The sequence below is a fragment of the Marinilabiliales bacterium genome (assembly GCA_007695015.1).
Classification (GTDB): Bacteria; Bacteroidota; Bacteroidia; order Bacteroidales; family PUMT01; genus PXAP01.
In genome coordinates this window covers 1-21,120 of record REEN01000024.1, presented here as the reverse complement: position 1 = coordinate 21,120, position 21,120 = coordinate 1, and the positions used below count along the sequence as shown (strand labels likewise).

The following is a 21,120-nucleotide window of genomic DNA, read 5'->3' as shown; positions in this document are numbered from 1 at the left end:
TTCTTGGCACCAGGATCGTTGACGATGTTTTTGCCGACTCGGTCGAGATGCTCAGGACCAGGTTTGACTACGATTACTCCAGCTACGTTTCGATGCTGTGGGGATCGAACAGCGAGATCCATACGCTCCTGAAAGAGGCCGCCGGCCTGGAGGATGCCCGCGACGCCATGTACAGCTACCTTGACAAAGCCGAACGGAGGATATTCGATATCGACAACGACCTGCACATTCTGGAGAAGTCCACTGTACGCGAGTGCATCAGGGTCATGCGCAGCATTATCGGGCCCATCAATGAGAAGCGCACCGACACCTCAGCGCTCAAAACACTCCTGGAGATGGCCCGTAACGGCGATGAGGCAGGGAAGGACGTCTCCATAGCGTTCCTTATGGAGTTCATAAACCTGTTCCGCGGTGTGGCAGGTAAGGCCAATATCTATTACGAGTCGGAGGGAGCGAAAAAGGGTATACCCGACTTCCTGCTGAAGGAGGGAAAGGAGGCATCGGAGGCGCGAACAGGCATACTCGACGACCTTGGCGCATCCATGAGCAAGTATTTCAGGAAGTATCCCGGGGGCCTCGACAGCGAGGTGATAGGATGGCGGGAGCACAACAAGAAGAACGTGCTGAAATATTTTGGCGGCAGCGGCGACGACTGGTACGATTACCGCTGGCACCTGAAGAATGTTATCAAGGATGAAAAGCCGCTGCTGGCGCTTATCGACCTCTCGTCACAGCAGAAAGAGGCGGTTATAAAAGCTGCCCGCAACAGGATACCCTTCGGTATAACCCCCTACTACCTCTCGCTGATGGATAAGCAGGAGACCCTGGGATACGACCATGCGGTGAGGGCGCAGGTCATACCGCCGCCCGACTACGTCGATATGATGGTTGAGAACCGCGATGTAAGGGGCATGCGCTTCGATTTCATGGGCGAGCACGACACCTCGCCCTCCGAGCTTATCACACGCCGTTACCCCGGAATATGCATCCTGAAACCCTACAATACATGCTCGCAGATCTGCGTCTATTGTCAGCGCAACTGGGAGATTGACGAGTGCATGGATCCCGGGGCCCAGGCACCGGACGAGGTGATTGACAAGGCCATCGCGTGGCTTGACGACCACCGGAGCGTGGGCGACCTGCTCATCACGGGCGGCGACCCGATGATAATGGATGATGAGGTTATCGAGAAGATACTCGTGGAGGTTGCCAAAAAAGATCACATTTACAGGGTGCGGTTCGGCACCCGCACACCCGTCGTTTTGCCCATGAGGTGGACCCCGAAGCTTGTCTCGATCCTCGAGCGGTTCAACGTGCCCGGCCGAAGGCAGATCTCCATCATCACCCATTTCGAGCATCCCTACGAGGTCACCCCCGAGGCCGCCGCCGCGGTGCAGCTGATCAGGAAAGCAGGTATGATGGTTTACAACCAGGAGGTATTCACCCTCGAGAACTCCCGCCGGTTCGAGTCGGTCAAGCTGCGTCTCGACCTCAAATCGATCGGGATAGACCCCTACTATACCTTCAACATGAAGGGCAAGGAGGAGACCCGGCGTTACATGGTGCCCATTGCACGCATCCTGCAGGAGCAGAAAGAGGAGGCAAGGCTGCTACCCGGACTCGACCGTACCGACGAGCCGGTGTTCAACGTTCCCAAGCTTGGCAAGAACCACCTTCGCGCCTGGCAGGACCACCGAGTGGTGATGATCATGCCCGACGGATCAAGGGTTTACGAGTTCCATCCCTGGGAGAAGAACATCACTCCGGTACCGCCGTACAACTACGTCGACGTACCGATTTACTATTACCTTGAGGAGTTGGCGGCGCGGGGCGAGAACATACGCGATTACCGCACCATCTGGTACTACTATTGAGAGTACCTTTTTCAACAGAAAAAGGTAATTGCAGCACCATCTGGTATTACTATTGAGAGTACCTTTTTCAACAGAAAAAGGTAATTGCAGCACCATCTGGTATTACTATTGACCGTTAGCCCAGCTCTATCTCTTTCGAGTGGCCGTTCACGGTCACCGTAACTACATTATCACACTCCCCCTCGCCGAAGTCCACTTCGACAACGGGCCTGTCCTCAACTTCGATAAGAAGCACTCCGCTCCTGACCCAGGGGCATGAGAGCAGAATGTTGAGAGGTTCGGATATTGTCACCGTATAGGGTATGCCTTCAGCGTTTATCCCGCTGCTGGAGCCCCTGATCAGGTACTCGTCATCAGCGGGGTTGAAGGGGGTTTGCTCACCCGTTATCCATTCCCGGTTGCGTTGCGCTGACCAGCTTATTGTTGTACCGTCAGGACGGGTGATAGTGGCATTATCCACATTTATATCCCAGTTGAAGTTCTGATCATCATTGCGTCCGTTGAAAGTCACCGTTTTGGTTCCCTCTAGCATATGATCGAGAACAACGTAATTTTCAAACCCGATCGTCCATTCCGATCCCGTCCTCCAGAACCTGTCGGTTATCGTGATAATAATTTTACCGCTTCTGGTTATTTCTTCCGCGGTACAGCCCTCTCCGAAGTCAATTACCACCGTCTTTGGCCAGTCCGTCAGGTTAAAAGGGGTTACGGTTATTACAGGACAGGTTTCTCCTTCATCTGCCAGAGTCGATTTATCCTGGTTTGTCAGTGACTGGTCAACTGTCCGTCCGCTGTTTCCGGCCACTGCAAAAACATCATTGAACAGGTAGGAGGCTGCAGCCTCATCGGTAAGCGTGGCGATGTCGGCATCGCTCACAGTCTCTTCATCCTCCTTGTCGCATGAAAAAGCCACAAAGGCGACAATAAAAAGGATGACAGCCATTCTTGAGAATAGTTTTGGTTCCATATCAATATTATTAGCATTAACTACTTACTAGTAACGATAACGCTGCATAAAAGTTGCAGGAGATCACTTGCGGTCGTATATCCTGAATGTCATCGGGTATTTGTTACGCTCGTCGGCCGGGTGGTGCATCTCTTCGGTAAGCTTCCATTCCCTTTCGGGGATGGGAGGGAAGAGGGTGTCACCCTCGAAGTCCGCGTGAACGCGGGTTATATATATTCTGTCGGCTATGCCCATAGCCTGGCTGTAGATCTCGCCCCCTCCGGCAATAAAGATCTCAGAGGCTGCTCCCGTGTTGTTGCTGCCTGAACCGCTGCCGCCCGGATCATTGGCGTATCTGCCGGTTTCCGGTCCGCTGCCGCCCTGATCATTGCCATGTCTGCCGGTTTCCGGTCCGCTGCCGCCGCTGTCTCCCGCATTGCTTCCCGGGCTCTTCGCCATCTCTATCGCCTCCTCCAGCGAGCCTGCCGCCAGGCAGCCCTCCGCAAAGTAACCTTCGCGTCGTGTCACAATTATGTTGGTCCGTCCCGGCAGCGGTTTGCCAACCGATTCAAAGGTCTTCCTGCCCATGATAACGGGCCTGCCCATTGTCGTTTTTTTAAAATATTTAAGATCGGCCGGCAGGTGCCAGATCAGCGAGTTGTTCCTCCCGATCACCCTGTTCCGTGCCATGGCAACAATAATTGAGATCATTACAATTTCTTTTAATCGATATTCAGTTTCCTGTCCCCCTGCCCACCAGTGTATCTTAGTAAAAAGGCTGCGCTCCACGCCCCGCAACGGGGTCGTCACGGTGGCTTCTCCACCGGTGTGTCTTCGCAAAACGGCTGCGCCCCGCCTCCCGGAGGGTTGTCGTCACATCAGACTGATATCTCTCCCCTGATGTGCGAATGGGGGTTGTAGTCCGTTATGGTAAAGTCTTCGTACACAAAGTCATCAATACCTTTTCGTTCAGGGTTCAGTGTCATTTTTGGCAGGCTCCGGGGCTCCCTTGTCAGCTGCAGCCTCACCTGCTCCAGGTGGTTCAGGTATATGTGCGCATCCCCGAGTGTATGGATAAACTCGCCGGGCTGCAGTCCGGTAACCTGTGCCACCATCATGGTCAGCAACGAGTAGGAGGCTATGTTGAAAGGCACACCCAGAAATATGTCGGCGCTTCTCTGGTAAAGCTGGCATGACAGCTTCCCGTCTGCCACGTAGAACTGGAAGAGGATATGGCAGGGCGGCAGGGCCATATTGTCGAGCTCGCCAACGTTCCATGCGCTCACTATGTGCCGGCGCGAATCGGGGTTCTCTTTGATTGACCTTATCACCTCCCGTATCTGGTCGATGCCCTTTCCGCCGGGTCCGGGCCATGACCTCCACTGGAACCCGTATATGTGTCCCAAATCGCCCTTCTCATCGGCCCAGGCATCCCATATGCGTACCTTGTTGGCATTGAGGTATGCTGTATTGGTCTCTCCCTTCAGGAACCAGAGCAGCTCGTGGATGATCGAGGGAATGTGAAGTTTTTTTGTTGTCATCAGGGGAAATCCCTCCTGCAGGTCAAACCGCATCTGGTAGCCGAAAACACTTACGGTGCCTGTGCCCGTGCGATCGGATTTCTCAACCCCGTTTTCGGTTACATGCTTTAACAGGTCCAGGTATTGCTTCATTATGGCATCGTCTTTAACAGGTGGTTAAAGATAAAAAATCATTCGTATTAAGTTGGCAGATCAGTATCTGAAATTATAGAACCTGGTGATATCAGACCTTTTGACCTTCTCTACCCGCACCCTTTTGAGCCTTATCTCTTCCAGGGGCCTGTCGCGCTCATCGGTTGGCTGCACCGCCACGCTGTCGATCACCTCGTAACCGCTCATTACGTGTCCGAATACAGTATACTCGCCGTCAAGGTGCGGTGCTGCCCTGTCGTGCCTCACTATGTAGAACTGAGTGGGACTGGAGTTCTTCATCGGGTTTCTTTCTCCGCCGTAGCGGGCAGCTCCCACCGTACCCCTGCGGTGTGAAAATTTCGGGTTGAACTCCGCGGGCACGTGTGGCGGAATGATATCGGGCGACCATTCGGGGGTGATATTGGTGGTTGCCGGGTCGCCTGTCTGTATCATGAAGTGCTCTATCACCCTGTGGAAGATGATGCCGTCGAAAACACCCGCTTTTGCCAGTTCAACGAAGTTCTCCTTATGCATGGGTGTTTCATCGTAGAGGATCAGCATCATGTTCCCGTATTCTGTCTCCATAGTCACAAGGTAATCGTGCTCACTGTCGGGTATGAAATCCTGTGCAGCAACAGAGCCGCTGTTGATTGCAGCGGTAAGGGCTAGAAGAGCCGTGATCCTTAAAAGGTGCATGACGATACTGTTTTGATGGGCCGGACTGCTACTCGCGGCAGATAATATGATAAACCTCCGGCCACTGTTACGGTTTTCATGCCGGATTAAGATCTTCCTGCAAAATTAAGGTTTTATAACGGAACTCAGCAAAATAATTCATGTCCCGGACTTCAGCCAGGAGCTGTTTTCATGGTAATCCTCAATCAGGACGGAGCGGTTCCCATATGCGAAACTGCCGGTTAGGGCTGTTATCTCATGCTTAAGCATATCAAGTCCGTTTTCAATCAGATCTGTCCTGAAGCCCTTCTCCCGGAGATTGATCACCATTTCGGAAGAAACCACCCGCGCCAGTACCTGTCCCAGTTCAACCAGTTTACGCTGTGGCATGGCAGTGTCAAGCCTGAAGTCCAGCAGGGTTTTCAACAGTGGGGCAGACCTGGAAGTGAGGCTGAAGCTTTTCAGGAAACGGTACAGGTTGCTTTCCCTGGTTTTTTTCATCATTTTGATAAGGTTTTCAGAGATCTGGGCATACAAAATATCATTGGACCCTTCAAAGATCTGGAAAGGACGGCTGTCAATAATTCCCCTTCCTGCAATATGGTTGAGCTTATATGCCTGTGCACCCACCAGCTGGGTGGCCGACTGGGCAGCTTCCTGCATAAGGTCTGTAACCACTGTTTTTATGGAGTTTGCTTCAAAACCCTCCTGCGAGAGATCGTTCTCCCTGCCGGCTCTGCTTCCTGACGAGGCGCACATGGCCGAGAGCAGGGTATATGATGCCTGCATTCTTGCAAGTCTGTGCTGCACCTGATCATACGCCAGAAGTTTACTCCGCCCTATCTGCCGTTGCCTTGCATGTGCAATAGATTCATCAAGCATACGCTGTACAAAGCCCAGTCCCATTCCGGGAAACTGCATCCTGCTGCGGTGCAGCAAATCGAGCATCATTTTCACCCCGGTTGTATGTGGCACCAGCCTCTGGATTTCGGGTATCTTCACGTCGAGCCTGTTGCGGCCGTAAGGTATCTGGTACAACCCCAGGTTTTCGTAAAACTCCTCAACAATGATCTGCTGATCAGGGCCATTCACATCGCATATGAAAAAATCGATATCCCTTTTCAGGTCATCACCGGCGGTTCTCTCCCGCGCGGTCAGCAGCCAGTAATCAGCCCATCCTGTAAGCCCCGCCCAATGCTTGATGCCCTGCAGGTGAAAACGGTCATTTTTGCCGGTATAGGAGGTTTGCATATTGAGCGCATCACTTCCGTATCCCGGCTCGGTTATCATCAATCCGCCCATATTCTGCTGGTTAAGGAACCTTTCAAAGACAGGGGCCTTTACCTCCTCCCTGGCATATTTGGCAACGGGCTGAAGGAAGAGAGCCATGTTTATACCGAGGGTTAGTGACAGGGCAAGGGATTCATAGGAAGCGGCAGAGAGAACCGCAAGGTTCTCTTCAATTTTGCCGCCCCTGCCCCCGTATTCAGCGGGAATTTCTGTTGCCAGGGGGTTAGCGCTCAGTATCTCCCTCATCATAAAGGGAGGCATGCCCCTGTTGAGTGCGAGCCGGTTGACATCTGAACGCAGATGAAAGACATTTTTCATCTTCGCCTTGAAATTGCCGAGGAACTCTTCAAAGGGTATGCCGCTTACATGCGTCAGGTGGTTATCGCCGGGGTTACGGTTTTTGCTTGTAATCTCAGGAACTCTCATAGGTATATTTTATATCTAAATAAATAGATAGATATAAAGTTATAACGTTTAAAGTGCCCGATTGTTCCGTTACTCCCTTATCATTTCGTATTTTACCCCTCTTTTTTCGAGGTGGTCAATGATAAACCTGAAGTTCCGCTCGTCCTCACCAAGGTACTCCGGGGGGCATATACCCTTACGGGAGAACATTCCCCGGGCCAGCAGGTGCACTGCGGCGGTACACGTATATCCCGTTGTACGGGCCATGGAGGTGGAGCCGGTCTTTTTGTCGTAGCGGTCAGTCAGATCCCATACATATTTTACCTGTTTGTTTTCCTGCCGGTTTCCAGGACCCTTAATCGGGTCTTTCATGGCGGACTTATTACCGTCGGGATCGCTTCCCTTAATGATGATCCGCATCACGGTAAAGTCCTCTTCTCCCGGTCCCAGCTTCCATTTCGGGAAGAGAAGTGCTGACGTCAGATCGATTGGGCGCACAGGGGTTCCCTTAACATCGACCGGATCGTAGGAGAAAAACCCGGCCTCCCTGAGCACCTTCAGGTATTCGATGCAGCCAGGATAACGCAGTGTCTTTTCTATCATGTCAGGCACCTGCATGGTTTTGATCAGCGTACGCAGTCCGTCGCTGTTCCACGCCTCCAGTGAGCCGATCCCCTCAAAGCTGATCAGTTGGGGATCAGACAGCGCCTCGCGCACCACCAGGTGTCCATTCTCAACGTAACGTGCCGGACGTGTGTACTCTTCGATTACATCAAGCGGCGAGAAGACGGCCTTGTATTCCCAGGGCCACTCCCTCACCACCGGAAGTCCCCCGACATAGCACTCGTAACTGCTGACCTCCATCCTGGCATTGTGGTAGCCCAGTATTATGTTACCCATGCCCGGCGCCACGCCGCAGTCGGTTACCACCGTGATGCCGTTTTCCGCTGCTATGGCATCGAGCGTGAACGGGTCCTCGGGAAAAAAGGAGATATCGACTATATCCTTTCCCAGCGGGGCCAGCTCACTTATCATTTTGTATCCCATAAAGCCCGGAAGGCAGCCTGCTATGATGTCGGCCCCTGCCGCGAGCGAACTCAGCTCATGTGAATCGGAAAGGTCGGCTGTCACAGTTTTGATGCCGAATTCGCCCGAGATTCTGCCGGTAGCATCGGGATTGATATCGGCGGCGGTCACATCAAAATGGCCGTGCAGGTCACGTGCTATCTCACTTCCTACCAGTCCCGCACCCAGGACCAGGACTCTTTTCTTGTTCATAATTTCATAGTTACAGGTTGATGTGCCAGACATTTCAGAAAATCCGGGCAGCCAGAAAATCCGGGCAGCCAGAAAATCCGGGCAGCCAGACTGCGGCCCACTGTTGTTTGCCGGCAATAGGTAAAGATAAAGATTAAAATATTACTTTTACAGTCATTTTAAGTAGGCGCGGGCGCATCCAGGCAAAGCCGGCTTGATGCAACCAGGCCGGTAAAGTCAGGCGCGGGCGCATCCAGGCAAAGCCGGTTTGATGCAACCCGGCCGGTAAAGTCAGGCGCGGGCGCATCCAGGCAAAGCCGGTTTGATGCAACCCTGCCGGCAAGAGCACGTGCGGGCCTGGGCCCGCAAGGGTCACTGCCTGCTGCAGGAGCACTGCCCGGACGCGGAATAACAATTTGATAATGGATTTTACAGAAGAACTGAAATGGCGCGGCATGGTGCACGATATGATGCCCGGCACCGCAGAACAGCTCAAAAAGGAGATGACCACCGCCTATGTGGGCATTGATCCCACCGCCGACTCACTTCACATCGGCCACCTCGTTTCGGTAATGATGCTGAAGCACCTGCAGCGTGCCGGACACAGGCCCATCGTACTCGTTGGCGGCGCCACCGGCATGATTGGCGACCCCAGCGGCAAGTCCGAAGAGCGCAACCTTCTCGACGAGGCCACCCTGCGGCACAACCAGGAGGCGATAAAGGATCAGCTCAGCCGTTTCCTCGATTTCAGCGGTGGTGAAAACCGTGCCGGCATGGTTAACAACTACGACTGGATGAAGGATATCTCCTTCCTTGAGTTTATACGTAACGTGGGCAAGCACATTACCGTCAGCTACATGATGGCCAAAGACTCGGTAAAGAAAAGGCTGGAGACCGGGTTGTCGTTTACCGAGTTCAGCTATCAGCTCGTTCAGGGCTATGACTTCCTCTGGCTCTATGAGAACATGAACTGCAAGTTGCAGATGGGCGGATCAGACCAGTGGGGCAACATAGTGACCGGCACCGAACTGATAAGGCGCAAGACGGGAGGCGAGGCCTTCGCACTTACCTGCCCCCTCATCACCAAGAGCGATGGCAGCAAGTTCGGCAAGACCGAGGAGGGCAATGTCTGGCTCGACAGGAAACTTACATCTCCTTATAAATTTTACCAGTTCTGGCTCAACGTGTCAGATGAGGATGCGGCGAGGTACATAAAGATATTCACCATTTTAAGTCCCCAAGAAATAGAAGCTGCCACGGCCCGGCACAGTGAGGCGCCGCATGAGAGGCGCCTGCAGAAATTGCTTGCCAGGGAGGTGACCGTTATGGTGCATTCAGAAGCGGATTACGAAGCCGCGGTCAACGCTTCCCAGGTGCTTTTCGGGCGCGGCACCGCCGATGCCCTTGCCCGGCTTGATGAGGCAAGCTTTGCCGACCTGTTCGAGGGCGTTCCCAGGTTCGGGGTCAAAAAAGAACTTTTCGCCGGTGGCGTAGGTCTTACCGGACTGCTAACCGAACACACGAATGTTTTCCCCAGCAAGGGGGAGTACCGTCGTATGGTAAGTGGGGGGGGACTGGCAATTAACAGGGAGAAGGTCGCTGATCCTGAAATGAAGCTTACAGATGCCGATCTGATAAACGGGAAGTACCTGCTTGTGCAAAAAGGCAAAAAGAACTGGAATCTTATAGTAGCCGGATAAAATAATATTGCCGAATAGCGGTTTTAATAGACAATAAAAACCAGAACCTGAACTATAGCATAATACCTACCATCAATGATCAAGAAAAAAAAGCTGAAAGGTGACATCGAAACATCGGGCTTGTTACTTTTCGTATGGCAGAGGAGAATCCCCCTGATTGCAATAACAGCCCTTGCCCTCGTGGCCTCGGTAATTGTTTCACTGCTGATCACGCCCCGGTATTCATCAAGTGTGATCCTTTATCCCACGCCCATGACCACGCTTTCAAGGTCACTGCTGGGGCCCGGGACAAGCCGCGACGAGCTGATGACCTTCGGAAGGGAAGCAGATGGCGAGCGCATACTCCAGATACTCCAGTCAAACGCCATCAGAGACCGTGTCATAGAGAAATATAACCTGATGGAGCATTACGGGATAAACTGGGAGGGGAGATTTCCCATCACTGCCCTTCACAAGCAATTTGAAAGGAATGTCCGTTTCAGGAAGACACAGTACATGGCCATCGAGATAGAGGTAAGGGATGCCGATCCGCAAATTGCAGCAGAGATGGCCAATGAAATTGCCGGGTATATCGATTCGGTAATGAACCTGATGACCCGCGACCGGGCAATCAGCTCCCTTGCCATCATTGAAGATGAGTATCGCAGCCTCAACAGGGAGATAGCCAGTGTTGAAGATTCGCTGAGGAAGATCCGGGAACTGGGCATACTTGATTATGAGAGCCAGAGTGAGGTATATACCCATGCCTATGCTACTGCAGTGAGAATGCGGGATACTGCCAGCATAGAGTTTTTCAGGCAGAGGATTGACCGGCTTACCAGGTACGGAGGCATCTCACTCGTCCTTACCGAGCACCAGAAGAACCTTACCACCAGGCTGGGCGAGCTGAGCGATGCCGTTGCCGAGGCGCGGATCGATGCAGAGCGAACACTGCCCTACAAGTACGTGGTAAATGAGGCCTTCGCGGCTGAAAAAAAATCATATCCGGTGCGGTCGCTCATAGTTGCCGTATCTACAATTTCTGCCTTCCTGCTGACCCTTTTCGGGCTCATATTTGCTGACAGTTTCAGAAAGCAGGTGCTGATGAGAAAAAGGAAATGAACACCCTTTCCAGATATGACCGTCTGATAGTTTACGTGGGAGTGTTGATCTTCATCATCCTCAACGCCTTCCTCATGCTCCGTGAGTTTTTCTGGCTGCCGGTCATTGCCATGGTTCCCGTTCTTCTCTATTACGCATTTTTTTCGCTCAACAAGCTCTTCTTTGCAGTTGTGTTCCTCACACCGCTTTCGGTTGAACTCAGCAGGTACATCACCGACATCCCCTTTGATGTCTCCCTGCCCACAGAGCCGCTCATACTGATAATCGTGGCCGTTGCCGGACTGAGCTGGCTTCATCGCGGGGCCGGCAACGCCAGTATCTTCTTCCATCCTGTCAGCCTTGCAGTACTTTTCTACCTTGCCTGGCTGCTGATATCCACAATGGCCAGCACCATGCCTGTGGTGTCGATAAAATTCTTTTTTGTCCGTTTCTGGTTCATAGCGGCCTTTTTCTTTGTGGCGATCAGGATCTTTGCCTATCAGCGCAACATCGACCGGTTCATCTGGTGCTATGCCGCCGCCCTGGCGCTTGTGGCCGTCTACACCCTGTATAACCATGCAGAATACGGACTTATAGCGCAGCGTGAGGCACACTGGGTCGTCAGGCCCTTCTACAACGACCATACCTCCTACGGCGCCGCCCTGGCCTTTTTCATCCCGCCCATGTTCTATTTTGCCTTTCGGCAGAAGAGCACGGTCAACACGCGGCGTATTGCCGGTTTCCTGCTGCTGCTCTTTACATTTGCCCTGATCTTTTCCTATTCCAGGGCCGCATGGGTGAGTGTTGCCGCTGCACTGGCAGTATGGGTAGTCATGAAGATGCGTCTCAGCTTTTCAACCGTGCTGACTGTCACGCTGCTTTCGGCCGTGATGGTCTTTATGCTGAGGCATGAGATCATAATGGAGATGGAGCGCAACACCCAGGACTCCTCGGCCGATTTCAGGGAGCATGTCCGCTCCATTACTAACATCTCGTCCGACGCCTCCAACCTTGAGCGGATCAACAGGTGGAATGCAGCCATCGGCATGTTCAGGGAAAAACCCCTTTTCGGGTGGGGCCCGGGTACCTATATGTTCATGTATGCCCCGTTCCAGTATTCATACAACAGGACCATCATAAGCACCAACCTGGCCGACGGCGGCGATGCCCACAGCGAGTATCTGGGGCCGCTGTCCGAGACCGGGGTTCCCGGACTTCTAAGTGTGCTGGCCATCGTGTTTTTTACGCTCTTCACAGGCTTCAGGCTGCTGCACACCCTCAAAGACCATGACAGGCGGCTGCTGGTAACAGTGGTTTTGCTCTCGCTAATAACATACCTCGTTCACGGGGTCCTTAACAACTTCCTGCATACCGACAAGCTCTCTGTGCCATTCTGGGGCTTTGCAGCCATCATCGTAGCAATTGACCATTACAGCAGGAGGGAAGAAGAGGGCGAAAAGGCAGAAGGAACCGCCAGTCCGTGATCAGGCAGAAACAACCTCCGGAAGGAACCGCCAGCCCGGAAAAGTTCCCGCCAGGCCTTAAACTGTGTGATGCCGGTGTGTCAGAAGTCCCGCTACTTTTCAGGTAAATTCGAACCCAAGGATTGTTATGTCGTCAAAGATTGAGGCATTTCCCTGCAGCACACCGTTATCCTTCACGATCTCTATGATGTTGTCGGCAAGGGACCGGTTGTTGGTAAGGAAGGTCTCAATATGTTCGGTGCCCGCCTCCACGAGGTTGCCGTCGAGCATCACCTCCACAAGTCCGTCTGTATAGCAGAACAGCTTCAGCTTGTTGTCAATCTTCATCTGCTGCGGCCTGATGGGAGGCATCTCGTCAAGCATGCCTATTCCCACCGTGTTGCTGTCGAGCGTTGAGAGTGTGCCCGCAGCAATGTTGTATAGAAGCGGTGCGTTATGACCTGCATTCACATAGATCAGCTCTTTTGTCAGCGTGTTGTATTTGCCGATGAACATTGTGAGGAACCTTTCCCCCTTGGTGCTTTCGTTCACCCTGTCATTAAGCTTTTCCACCAGGATCTCCAGGGGTATCTCACTGGTGAACAGGGCGCGCAGGTTGGCCTGGAAATTGCTCATTATGATCGCGGCAGAAATACCCTTTCCCGACACGTCACATATGCAGAAGCCAAACTCGCCTTCACCCAGCTCAATAATGTCGTAGTAATCGCCCCCAACATCCATGTGCGGATGGTAGAAAGCCGACACCTTGAATGCATCGTATGAGGGCAGTTTCTCCGGGTCGGGTATCAGCATCTCCTGCAGCTTGGATGCCAGCTCCAGCTCCTTCTTAATGGCTGCCTGCCTGATGTTATCCTCGTTGAGCCTGATGTTTTCTATCGCAACCACGATAATGTTGGAAAGGGTCTGGATAAAGTGAAGGTGCTTGATCACCGGGCTCACACCCTCGCTCTCCTCGTCTATGTCGCCTATGAGCACCATGGCGAGGTGTTCGTTGTTGCTCACAACCGGAATGATAATGTCGAAAGGCTGCAGCACCTGGTCATTCTCGACCGAAATGAAGGTGATATCCTCAAATTGGACCAGGTGCTTTGCCGCATCAATTTTTTCGACCTGTTCGAGGTCAACACCCGAGCTGAGGATGCATTCCCATTTGCCGGCCAGCTTGTAGATCACGATCTTGCCAATCCCCAGCTCTTTTCTCAGGATAGCCTCATACCGGCTAACAAGACTTTCCTGCGACTGGTGCTCGTTTATCGCCTTGGTTATGTCAAGCAGCGTGTTCAGCTTGAACCTGGTAACCTGTAGCCTGCTATTGCCCGGTACTTCAGACATTTTTCGGATTTAAAACAAACTAAGGTAATAAAAAACAACTATAAAGACAAAACCCGGAATTACTCCTTCACCCTTTCGGCATAAGTTTTGGTCCGCGTATCCACCTTTATCTTATCCCCCGTATTGATGAACAACGGTACGTTTATGGTTGCTCCCGTCTGTATCGTTGCCGGCTTCATCGAGCTTGTCGATGAGGTGTCGCCCCTCACGCCCGGTTCGGTATAGGTAACTTCCATCACCACAAAGGGCGGCATGTCGCAGCTCAGCGGCGTTTCGGTATCGGCATGGTATACTATCTCCACCTGCTGTCCCTCCAGCAGCAGCTCCGGACTCTCTATCAGTTGGGGTTCCAGCATAAGCTGTTCAAAGGTGTCGCGGTGCATGAAGTGGAAGCCCAGGTCGTCACTGTAAAGGAACTGGTACGGACGCCTCTCTACCCTTGCAATATTGATCTTTACACCGGCTGAGAATGTATTGTCAAGCACCTTGCCGGTGGTAAGGCTTTTCATCTTTGTCCTCACAAAAGCCGGACCCTTGCCGGGCTTTACGTGCTGAAACTGCACGATGGTATAAAGGTCGTTGTTGTACTCAATGCACAACCCGTTTTTAAAATCACTGGTATCTGCCATCAGGTATTATGTTGTGATTATCAATTGATCCGTTAAGGACCGGATTTACCCGTCTGCCTCACCGTTGTGAAGCACTCGGGAGGCAAAAATAAGGAAAAACGATCATTTTCCTGCCTGCCGGCAGGAAATTTCAACAGGAGTCTTACCGCTCAGTGATCAGATCATCTCTGCGGGAAGGTTCCCGCTTCAATCGGTACGTTGCCTTTTAAGCCGGAAAAAAAGCTGTTCCAGTATGCCTGCAGGGTCACTTCATGGGCTGCAGCTCCCTGCGCAGCCCCTCCGCCTCTATAAGGTCCATCCGTACGGCGCCCACCAGCATGTTGAGCCTTACCCTGAGCGGCACAAAGTTCCCGTCGTCAGAGAACCACACCGTTATATCATCATCACCCTTGAACACCCTTCCCGGCTCCGAGACGGGGAAAAATTTCAGTGCATCGAACTGTCCCATCCTGGTCCTCACCGTCTCTGGCCCCGAGTACCTGATGTAGACGGGGTAAAGCCTGTCGCTGAACCAGGTGTTCATCTCCAGCACGTCGCCCGGACTGAGGGCAGCAACGCTCATCGTATCCCTCAGTTTGTATATGGCCGATACCATGTCCATCACCCCCGGTGGCGCCTCGTTCCTGCCCGACATGAGGGTGTACACCGTGTTGCTGTCCCTGTCGTAAAGCACCTCGTTATAGAACCTGTAGCTCCCCTCGCTTATATTTCTTATTGATTTGACCGGGAGTCCGGTTGCCGGGTCCATATAGCTTTCGTAGATGTCGTATATCCTGAATATCCTGTTTGCCAGTCCGGTCGTATAGCCCAGTGCCACCGCATGCAACACCTCCCTTTCCCCGAATTTGGCAGGCGTAAGGGTCATTGTTACCTCGCCCCCCGTTACCGGCCCGTAATAGATCTGGTATCTCAGACTCTCACCGGCCATGTACACGGGGTCACTGCCGCTGGTCTGTCCCCTGCTGGCATTGCAGACAAGGATTGCCGGAATTACCAGTATTAATATCCTGATATACATATTTCAGACCTGTTACCTTTCGATCAGTATAAACAATAATTGTACCTAAATTATTATGGAGGGTTTGTTCATCTGCCGTGCGCAAGGTGTCCCGGCACTATCAGAGGAGCCTGTTCCGGGGAGTGGTTGCAATGAAATCCTTAAGGTAGTAGGGTTCAAAATATGCGGTATCTTCGATCCTGCCCTCATTGAGGGCCTCGTCCGACAGGGGCGGCATAAGTCCGGCCGACGGGTATATCCCGTCGATATATACAAGGTTTTCGCCGTTGGCCAGGTGGTTGCATTTATCTGCGCCATTGCCGAAAAAGAGCACCCTGCTTCCTCCAGGCAAGGTGTCAAACCATTCCCTGTCGATAATGTGTGCGCCTGTCGGGGCAACCTGTCTGCCATAGGCATCGTAGAGAGCCGTATATACCTCCATACGGCGGGCATCGATCATGGGGCAGAGCAGCACGGTGTCGCGGCCGGTGGCGTTGTCAATTGTGGGGCCGGTGTCGTTTCCGGTGGCGTTGTCAGTTTTACGGCTGGTGGCGGCTTCTGTTTTGCGGCCGTTGGTGACAGTGGTCGTGGGGCCGGTGTCGTTTCCTGACTGCCATCCTTTGATGGCCATCATGGCCATCAGCCTAAGTGTGTCGACCGCCAGCAGCGGCACCCCGGCGCCGTAGCATATCCCCTTTGCTGCCGAGACCCCGATCCGGAGTCCCGTGTATGATCCCGGCCCCATGCTCACCGCCACCGCTGCAAGATCACCATAACCGGTATCCGACTCTCTCATCAGCTCGTCAATGAAAACCGTGAGCAGCGAGGCATGTGACCTGCCGGTATGACTTTCCCTGGCTGCAATAATTTCTTTGCCTGCCGATAAGGATGCAGAACAAACGTTGGTTGAAGTTTCAATGTTAAGAACAAGTCTCTTTTCCATCCGGGAAATCTTTGTCTGAAGTATCTGCCTGGCTCTGCAAAAAAACCGTGTATCCGGTTACCCGACCACACGGTTCAAAAATCGATTGTCCGGGTACCGGCCTGTCAGTTGAACAGCTCCCGCCTGTCGACCACCTTCACCCTCGAGCCGTCCCTCAGTGTACGTGCTATCGCGCTGTACGGCGCTGTAATCACCTCTTCGCCCTCTTCGAGTCCCCCGATGATCTCAATATAATTGTTGTCCTGGATTCCAGTCTCGACCTTCTTCATTTCGAGTATGTTTTCGGCGCCTCTTACAAACACAACCTCGCTGAGGTTGTCACGGCCGGAACTATTACTGCTGGCGCTATCATCAGTGTTGCGTTCCCCTGCCCGGGCAACGAGAAGGGTGTCGGCCCTGGTTGTAACCGCCTGGATCGGCACCGTCAGTATGTTTCTCCTGGTTGTGGTCTGAATATCCACGGTGGCCGACATTCCCGGAAGGAAAGGAAAACGTCCTTCCGGCAGCTGGTCAAAGAGGTGTCTGTATGATTCTTCAAGGATCAGTATCTTAACATCGAAGTTGGTGATCTGGTCCGATCCGATGGCGGTTACATTGGCAGAGTTTGCAATTTCCGTCACGACGCCCCTGAAATCCTGTCCCATGTAGGCATCAACCTCGATCACCGCCGTGTCGTTGATCTTGACCCTTACTATATCGTTTTCGTTCACCTCTACCTGCACTTCCATCCGTGTCAGATCGGCAATTCTCATCATCTCGGTACCGGTCATCTGTGCAGTACCCACAACCCTTTCGCCCTGTTCAACGTTCAGCCTCGATATGGTGCCGCTGGTGGGGGCGTAGATGGTTGTGCGACGGAGGTTCTCCTCTGCCTCGTTCAGGGAGGCTATGGCCGATTTGACAGAGAATTCTGCCGATTGTGCCGACTGGGTTGCAGCTTCGACTTCGGCCCGGGCCACCTGGTAATTTGACCTGGAAGTTTCATATTCTGAGTCGGATATGGTGTTTTGTTCGTAAAGTCTCAGGCTTCTCTGATAGTTCCTTTCTGCCTGCTCGAACTGAGCCTGCACCTGGGCCATCCGCGCCCTTGCATTGGCAAGCTGTGCCCTGGCAGAATTTACAGCAGCCTCGGCCCTGTCCCTCATCGAGATATAGGTTTCAGGATTGATCCTGAGCAGTAGTTGTCCCCGCTCCACCTGGTTTCCCTCTTTCAGGTGCAGCTCTACAATTTCGCCCGATACATCCGGACTTATCTTGACCTCCGTCTGTGGCCTGATCTTGCCGTTGGCCGTGATGGTCTCGGTTATGGTGCGACGCTCGACATTCTCCGTGGCGACGCGTATTTCAATTTCCTGGCCGAACCAGCCGGCGCTCTTGCCCACTATGGCAAGAATTATCATCGCCACCGCAGCGATAACCAGGTATCTCATTGTCTTCTTGTTCATAAATCCTGTTGTTTGCAAATATTATTTAATAACGTTATTTCAGGTCAATATAATATCAGAGCGTGATGGGGTTGCCCATGTAGAATTCAAGTATGTTGGTCTTGAATATATATTCGTACTTAGCCCTGAGAAGATCTGACCTCGTATTGCCAAGCTGGTTGAGAGCCTGGTTAAACTCCACCGTGGTCACCATCCCCACCTCGAACCTCTGTTCCATATGCCGGAAAGACTCTTCGATCGATGTCAGTGCCTTCTCCGTGGCCAGAAAATTTTCGTGCGCGGCCACCACATCGGCATAAGCCTGCTGTATGCGCTGGAAAAGCTCATTTTTAGTCCGCTGCATACTGTATCCCGCGTTAATGACCCCTATCTGCGCGTTGCTGATGGCGGTGTTAACCTGCCATGCGTTGAATATCGGTATGGACAGTCCCAGCGAAAAAGTTGTCCTCTGGTTGTTTCTTATCTGGTCTTCAAACGAATCGGCCTCCCTGTCGGCCCAGGGCCCTGTCACAATCTCCTGGTAGCCGCTGCCGTAGCTTCCCGAAAGGAAGAGTCGGGGACTCCTGCGGCCCTTTGCTATGCTAAGTCCCGCCTCCGAGCTTGCAAGCTCGTACTCGGCGCTCCTGATCTGCGGCTGCGTTTCCAGTGCGGCCTCGAATACCGGATCAACCTCGTACTGGGGCGTGATTACAGGCACCCCGTCAAAGTCCGGTACCTCTATCACGAAATCATCAGGCGACGGCAGCTCAAGCAGCTGCGTCAGGGTCAGGTAGGAGAGGACAAGCTGGTTATTCGCATTCACCACTCTCAGGTTGTCAGACGCCTCCTGCGCCTCGATTTCCAGCAGGTTGCCTCTTGGCAGGCTCCCTGCTTCCACCAGTCTGCGAGTCCGGTCCACCTGCTGGCGTGTTATCTCAAGCTGGCTCCTGGCTATTGAAAGCAGTTCCTTGTTGAACAGGATCTGGAGGTATGCCGAGGCGATGTTCAGCGAGATGTCATTCTGAAGTCTCTCCAGGTCTGCAAGTGCTGCCATCAGGTTCAGGTCATTCTGCCTTATGGTGTTGGTCACCTGGAAACCGTTGAACAGAGTAACCTGGCTGCTGGCATTGTAGCTGAACGACCTGGTGTTCTGGTCTTCGTAGATATTGGTGGCAAAATCAAGCGTTCGCCCGTAGTTGAAGCTTTGCTGCGTATTGGCATTAAGGCTTGGCAGCCTGTTCATCCTTGCCTGGAGCAGTGCATTTTCGCTAACCTGGGTATTCAGTTCCTGTTGCCTGATCATGATGTTGTTATCAAGGGCATAGTTGATGCACCTCTCGAGTGACCATACATCCTGGGCTGCAGCCCGGGGTTGGCCGGAAAACGCGATAACAATCACCAGAACAGTTACATGCAAAGATCGGATATGGTACATGACAGTTTTAATTTGATGGAAATACTTAAAAAATTATGCCCGGACGGGCAGACGAATTCAGGGCAGATTCCTGCTTTCCGGTCAGGTTTAAAAACCGTTATTTTGAAAATAGTACCAAAGATAGTCAATTAACATAAATTGCGTTTTTTTGTTAAGTATTTTTTTGTTAAAAGGGCAGGTAATCGTCTTTTTTTGTCTTTATTGCAATATCCATGGCAAACAAACGAATTAATTATCCCGGGGTGGGCGAGGTATTGTACGTGAAGAGCCGGCGTGCCCGGAAGTTCACCCTTACGGTGCGCCCATGGAGGGGGGCCAGGGTCACGCTGCCGTGGTTTTCGGCATACCGCGATGCCGAGGCTTTCGTGAAGGAGAACATCGGGTGGATACAAGAAAAGATACAAAGGGCCCGGATCTACGAAAAAGCCAATGGCGATCCGCGCAAACGGTCCGTTTCTCCCGGAGCTGAGGAGGACCTGCGTCTCCGCGCCCGCGCCTGCCTGCCCGGTCGCACCGCGATGCTTGCAAAAGAGCACGGCTTCACCTTCAGGAGGGTCACCGTGCGGCGCAGCCGCACCCGCTGGGGAAGCTGTTCGGCAGTGAACAACATTAACCTTAGCATCTTTTTGATGAACCTTCCGGAGCACCTTATAGACTATGTCATACTGCACGAGCTGGTTCATACCGTACACAAGAATCATTCGGGGGACTTCTGGGCGCTGCTTGACAAGCATACCGGCGGCCGGGCCCGGGCGCTGGCCGCCGAGATCAGGAAGCACCGCATAACGATCTGATCGCCCACAGTCACAACCGGGAAACACCGAATTGGGGCATGGTTGAAGGTAGCTGCAGCCGGGATACACCGCATAACGATCTGACCGCTGTGAATGAGCAGGACGTTTATTCCCGATAATAATTTTTCATATATCTTTGAGTTATAATATAAAATACATCCTGATGGAAGCAATAATATTGCAGGGGGGAACAAAATCCAATATCCGTCTTATATTGGAATTGGCAAAAAAACTCGATTTTAAAGCCAGGAAACTATCATTGGAAGAGTTGGAAGATCTTGGTATTGCCCTTTCTATTAGCGAAGGTGTGCAATCCGGTTATTTAGACGAAAAGGAAAATACAGATTTTATTGACAGCCTTAACGAGGAATAATCACTTGAAGAATTTGCGGTAGAAGACCAGGGTTATCAGCACCCCGGTGGTGATGGCGGTGTCGGCTATGTTGAATACCGGCCTGAAGAAGATAAACGGGTCGCCGCCCACGAACGGCAGCCACGAGGGGTACCGTCCCTGTATGACCGGGAAGTAAAGCATGTCGACCACCCTGCCGTGCAGGAAGCTTGCGTAGCCCCCTCCCTCGGGGAACCATTGTGCCGGCTGCATGAAGCTCTCTGAAAAGATCATCCCGTAGAAGGCGCTGTCGATTATGTTGCCTATCGCCCCCGCCAGTATCAGCGAGATACTCAGTATTAGTCCCTGCGGCGCCTCCTTTATTACCAGGTGCCTGATGTACCAGATAATACCGATAACGGCGAGAATGCGGAAAAGGCTGAGAGCAAGCTTGCCGTATTCACCCCCGATCTCGTATCCGAAGGCCATGCCGTTGTTCTCGGTAAAGTGTATCAGCGCCCTGTTGCCAATAAGCGATATCTCCTGTCCGAGGTGCATGTTGGACTTGACCCACAGCTTCAGGGCCTGGTCGGCCAGGATGACCAGGAATACTAGTAAAAATGACTTCCGGGTGATATCTAACTTCATTCTATAATTATTATATTATATATCATGCAAAACCCGCGCCGAACTTCACAAGACGGATCAAAATGAAAAATGATCGGGAGCAGACGTGCCGCTCCCAATCATTTGCACCGTTATTATTATGGTCAACGCTGCCTCTGTTTGGCTTCCATGCTGAGTGTGGCGTGGGGCACTGCCCTCAGCCTTTCCTTGGAAATCAGCTTGCC

The 21,120-nt window shown here is 52.5% G+C and carries 20 protein-coding genes; 6 read left to right on the top strand and 14 right to left on the bottom strand.

Going from position 1 to position 21,120, the window contains the following annotated elements; translation table 11 throughout:
* Positions 1-47: 47 nt before the first annotated feature.
* Positions 48-1,874 (top strand): KamA family radical SAM protein, encoded by a 1,827-nt coding sequence (locus EA408_01240; protein TVR75027.1) that lies wholly within the window; start codon positions 48-50, stop codon positions 1,872-1,874.
* A gap of 115 nt (positions 1,875-1,989) precedes the next feature.
* Here the strand turns inward: EA408_01240 and EA408_01235 are convergent, their stop codons facing one another.
* From EA408_01235 to EA408_01210, 6 genes are all read right to left on the bottom strand, one after another.
* Positions 1,990-2,817 carry a hypothetical protein gene (locus EA408_01235; protein TVR75020.1) on the bottom strand — a complete coding sequence of 276 codons (828 nt, stop codon included), beginning with the start codon at positions 2,815-2,817 and terminating at the stop codon, positions 1,990-1,992.
* Between the two features lie 87 nt (positions 2,818-2,904).
* Positions 2,905-3,531: a dihydrofolate reductase gene (locus tag EA408_01230; protein ID TVR75019.1), complete on the bottom strand. Its 627-nt coding sequence runs from the start codon at positions 3,529-3,531 to the stop codon at positions 2,905-2,907.
* 167 nt (positions 3,532-3,698) lie between these two features.
* Complete coding sequence (locus EA408_01225; protein ID TVR75018.1) at positions 3,699-4,493, bottom strand: thymidylate synthase; 795 nt, start codon at positions 4,491-4,493, stop codon at positions 3,699-3,701.
* A gap of 60 nt (positions 4,494-4,553) precedes the next feature.
* The gene (locus EA408_01220; protein ID TVR75017.1) at positions 4,554-5,189 is read right to left on the bottom strand and encodes a peptidylprolyl isomerase; all 636 of its coding nucleotides are present in this window, start codon (positions 5,187-5,189) and stop codon (positions 4,554-4,556) included.
* Positions 5,190-5,327: 138 nt separating this feature from the next.
* A complete protein-coding gene (locus EA408_01215; protein ID TVR75016.1) occupies positions 5,328-6,884 on the bottom strand; it encodes an acyl-CoA dehydrogenase in 1,557 nt (518 codons plus the stop codon).
* Between the two features lie 69 nt (positions 6,885-6,953).
* Positions 6,954-8,174 (bottom strand): saccharopine dehydrogenase, encoded by a 1,221-nt coding sequence (locus EA408_01210; GenBank protein ID TVR75026.1) that lies wholly within the window; start codon positions 8,172-8,174, stop codon positions 6,954-6,956.
* A 368-nt stretch (positions 8,175-8,542) separates the two neighbouring features.
* On the opposite strand from EA408_01210, the gene EA408_01205 reads away from it, so the two are divergent.
* From EA408_01205 to EA408_01195, 3 genes are all read left to right on the top strand, one after another.
* Entirely contained in the window at positions 8,543-9,820 is a 1,278-nt protein-coding gene (locus EA408_01205; GenBank protein TVR75015.1) for a tyrosine--tRNA ligase, read from the top strand.
* A gap of 75 nt (positions 9,821-9,895) precedes the next feature.
* Positions 9,896-10,921 (top strand): hypothetical protein, encoded by a 1,026-nt coding sequence (locus tag EA408_01200; protein TVR75014.1) that lies wholly within the window; start codon positions 9,896-9,898, stop codon positions 10,919-10,921.
* Complete coding sequence (locus tag EA408_01195; GenBank protein TVR75013.1) at positions 10,918-12,384, top strand: hypothetical protein; 1,467 nt, start codon at positions 10,918-10,920, stop codon at positions 12,382-12,384. Before EA408_01200 ends, EA408_01195 begins: the two co-directional genes overlap by 4 nt.
* 99 nt (positions 12,385-12,483) lie before the next feature.
* Here the strand turns inward: EA408_01195 and EA408_01190 are convergent, their stop codons facing one another.
* From EA408_01190 to EA408_01165, 6 genes are all read right to left on the bottom strand, one after another.
* Positions 12,484-13,716, bottom strand: coding sequence for a serine/threonine-protein phosphatase (locus tag EA408_01190; protein TVR75012.1), 1,233 nt, complete (start codon positions 13,714-13,716; stop codon positions 12,484-12,486).
* Between the two features lie 59 nt (positions 13,717-13,775).
* Positions 13,776-14,345, bottom strand: a complete 570-nt coding sequence (gene efp, locus EA408_01185) for an elongation factor P (GenBank protein ID TVR75011.1) — start codon at positions 14,343-14,345, stop codon at positions 13,776-13,778.
* A gap of 244 nt (positions 14,346-14,589) precedes the next feature.
* The gene (locus EA408_01180; protein ID TVR75010.1) at positions 14,590-15,363 is read right to left on the bottom strand and encodes a DUF3108 domain-containing protein; all 774 of its coding nucleotides are present in this window, start codon (positions 15,361-15,363) and stop codon (positions 14,590-14,592) included.
* Positions 15,364-15,463: 100 nt separating this feature from the next.
* Positions 15,464-16,285 (bottom strand): tRNA (adenosine(37)-N6)-threonylcarbamoyltransferase complex dimerization subunit type 1 TsaB, encoded by an 822-nt coding sequence (gene tsaB / locus EA408_01175; protein ID TVR75009.1) that lies wholly within the window; start codon positions 16,283-16,285, stop codon positions 15,464-15,466.
* A gap of 104 nt (positions 16,286-16,389) precedes the next feature.
* On the bottom strand, positions 16,390-17,730 hold the full coding sequence (locus EA408_01170) for an HlyD family efflux transporter periplasmic adaptor subunit (GenBank protein ID TVR75008.1): 1,341 nt from the start codon (positions 17,728-17,730) through the stop codon (positions 16,390-16,392).
* 55 nt (positions 17,731-17,785) lie between these two features.
* Positions 17,786-19,144, bottom strand: a complete 1,359-nt coding sequence (locus tag EA408_01165; protein ID TVR75007.1) for a TolC family protein — start codon at positions 19,142-19,144, stop codon at positions 17,786-17,788.
* Positions 19,145-19,356: 212 nt separating this feature from the next.
* Between EA408_01165 and EA408_01160 the strand changes: the two genes are divergently transcribed.
* Complete coding sequence (locus EA408_01160; GenBank protein TVR75006.1) at positions 19,357-19,938, top strand: DUF45 domain-containing protein; 582 nt, start codon at positions 19,357-19,359, stop codon at positions 19,936-19,938.
* Between the two features lie 136 nt (positions 19,939-20,074).
* Positions 20,075-20,311, top strand: coding sequence for a hypothetical protein (locus EA408_01155; GenBank protein ID TVR75005.1), 237 nt, complete (start codon positions 20,075-20,077; stop codon positions 20,309-20,311).
* Here EA408_01155 and EA408_01150 read toward each other — a convergent pair whose 3' ends face one another.
* Together EA408_01150 and EA408_01145 are read right to left on the bottom strand one after the other, a co-directional pair.
* On the bottom strand, positions 20,312-20,917 hold the full coding sequence (locus tag EA408_01150; protein ID TVR75004.1) for a lipoprotein signal peptidase: 606 nt from the start codon (positions 20,915-20,917) through the stop codon (positions 20,312-20,314).
* A gap of 122 nt (positions 20,918-21,039) precedes the next feature.
* Positions 21,040-21,120 (bottom strand): TraR/DksA family transcriptional regulator (locus tag EA408_01145; protein TVR75003.1); only part of this gene is annotated, 81 nt, incomplete at its 5' end.

Coding starts and splice junctions, on each gene's coding strand:
- EA408_01240 (TVR75027.1), top strand. CDS start 48: ATGCTCAGGACCAGGTTTGACTACGATTACTCCAGCTACGTTTCGATG.
- EA408_01235 (TVR75020.1), bottom strand. CDS start 2,817: ATGGCTGTCATCCTTTTTATTGTCGCCTTTGTGGCTTTTTCATGCGAC.
- EA408_01230 (TVR75019.1), bottom strand. CDS start 3,531: ATGATCTCAATTATTGTTGCCATGGCACGGAACAGGGTGATCGGGAGG.
- EA408_01225 (TVR75018.1), bottom strand. CDS start 4,493: ATGAAGCAATACCTGGACCTGTTAAAGCATGTAACCGAAAACGGGGTT.
- EA408_01220 (TVR75017.1), bottom strand. CDS start 5,189: ATGCACCTTTTAAGGATCACGGCTCTTCTAGCCCTTACCGCTGCAATC.
- EA408_01215 (TVR75016.1), bottom strand. CDS start 6,884: ATGAGAGTTCCTGAGATTACAAGCAAAAACCGTAACCCCGGCGATAAC.
- EA408_01210 (TVR75026.1), bottom strand. CDS start 8,174: ATGTCTGGCACATCAACCTGTAACTATGAAATTATGAACAAGAAAAGA.
- EA408_01205 (TVR75015.1), top strand. CDS start 8,543: ATGGATTTTACAGAAGAACTGAAATGGCGCGGCATGGTGCACGATATG.
- EA408_01200 (TVR75014.1), top strand. CDS start 9,896: ATGATCAAGAAAAAAAAGCTGAAAGGTGACATCGAAACATCGGGCTTG.
- EA408_01195 (TVR75013.1), top strand. CDS start 10,918: ATGAACACCCTTTCCAGATATGACCGTCTGATAGTTTACGTGGGAGTG.
- EA408_01190 (TVR75012.1), bottom strand. CDS start 13,716: ATGTCTGAAGTACCGGGCAATAGCAGGCTACAGGTTACCAGGTTCAAG.
- efp (TVR75011.1), bottom strand. CDS start 14,345: ATGGCAGATACCAGTGATTTTAAAAACGGGTTGTGCATTGAGTACAAC.
- EA408_01180 (TVR75010.1), bottom strand. CDS start 15,363: ATGTATATCAGGATATTAATACTGGTAATTCCGGCAATCCTTGTCTGC.
- tsaB (TVR75009.1), bottom strand. CDS start 16,285: ATGGAAAAGAGACTTGTTCTTAACATTGAAACTTCAACCAACGTTTGT.
- EA408_01170 (TVR75008.1), bottom strand. CDS start 17,730: ATGAACAAGAAGACAATGAGATACCTGGTTATCGCTGCGGTGGCGATG.
- EA408_01165 (TVR75007.1), bottom strand. CDS start 19,144: ATGTACCATATCCGATCTTTGCATGTAACTGTTCTGGTGATTGTTATC.
- EA408_01160 (TVR75006.1), top strand. CDS start 19,357: ATGGCAAACAAACGAATTAATTATCCCGGGGTGGGCGAGGTATTGTAC.
- EA408_01150 (TVR75004.1), bottom strand. CDS start 20,917: ATGAAGTTAGATATCACCCGGAAGTCATTTTTACTAGTATTCCTGGTC.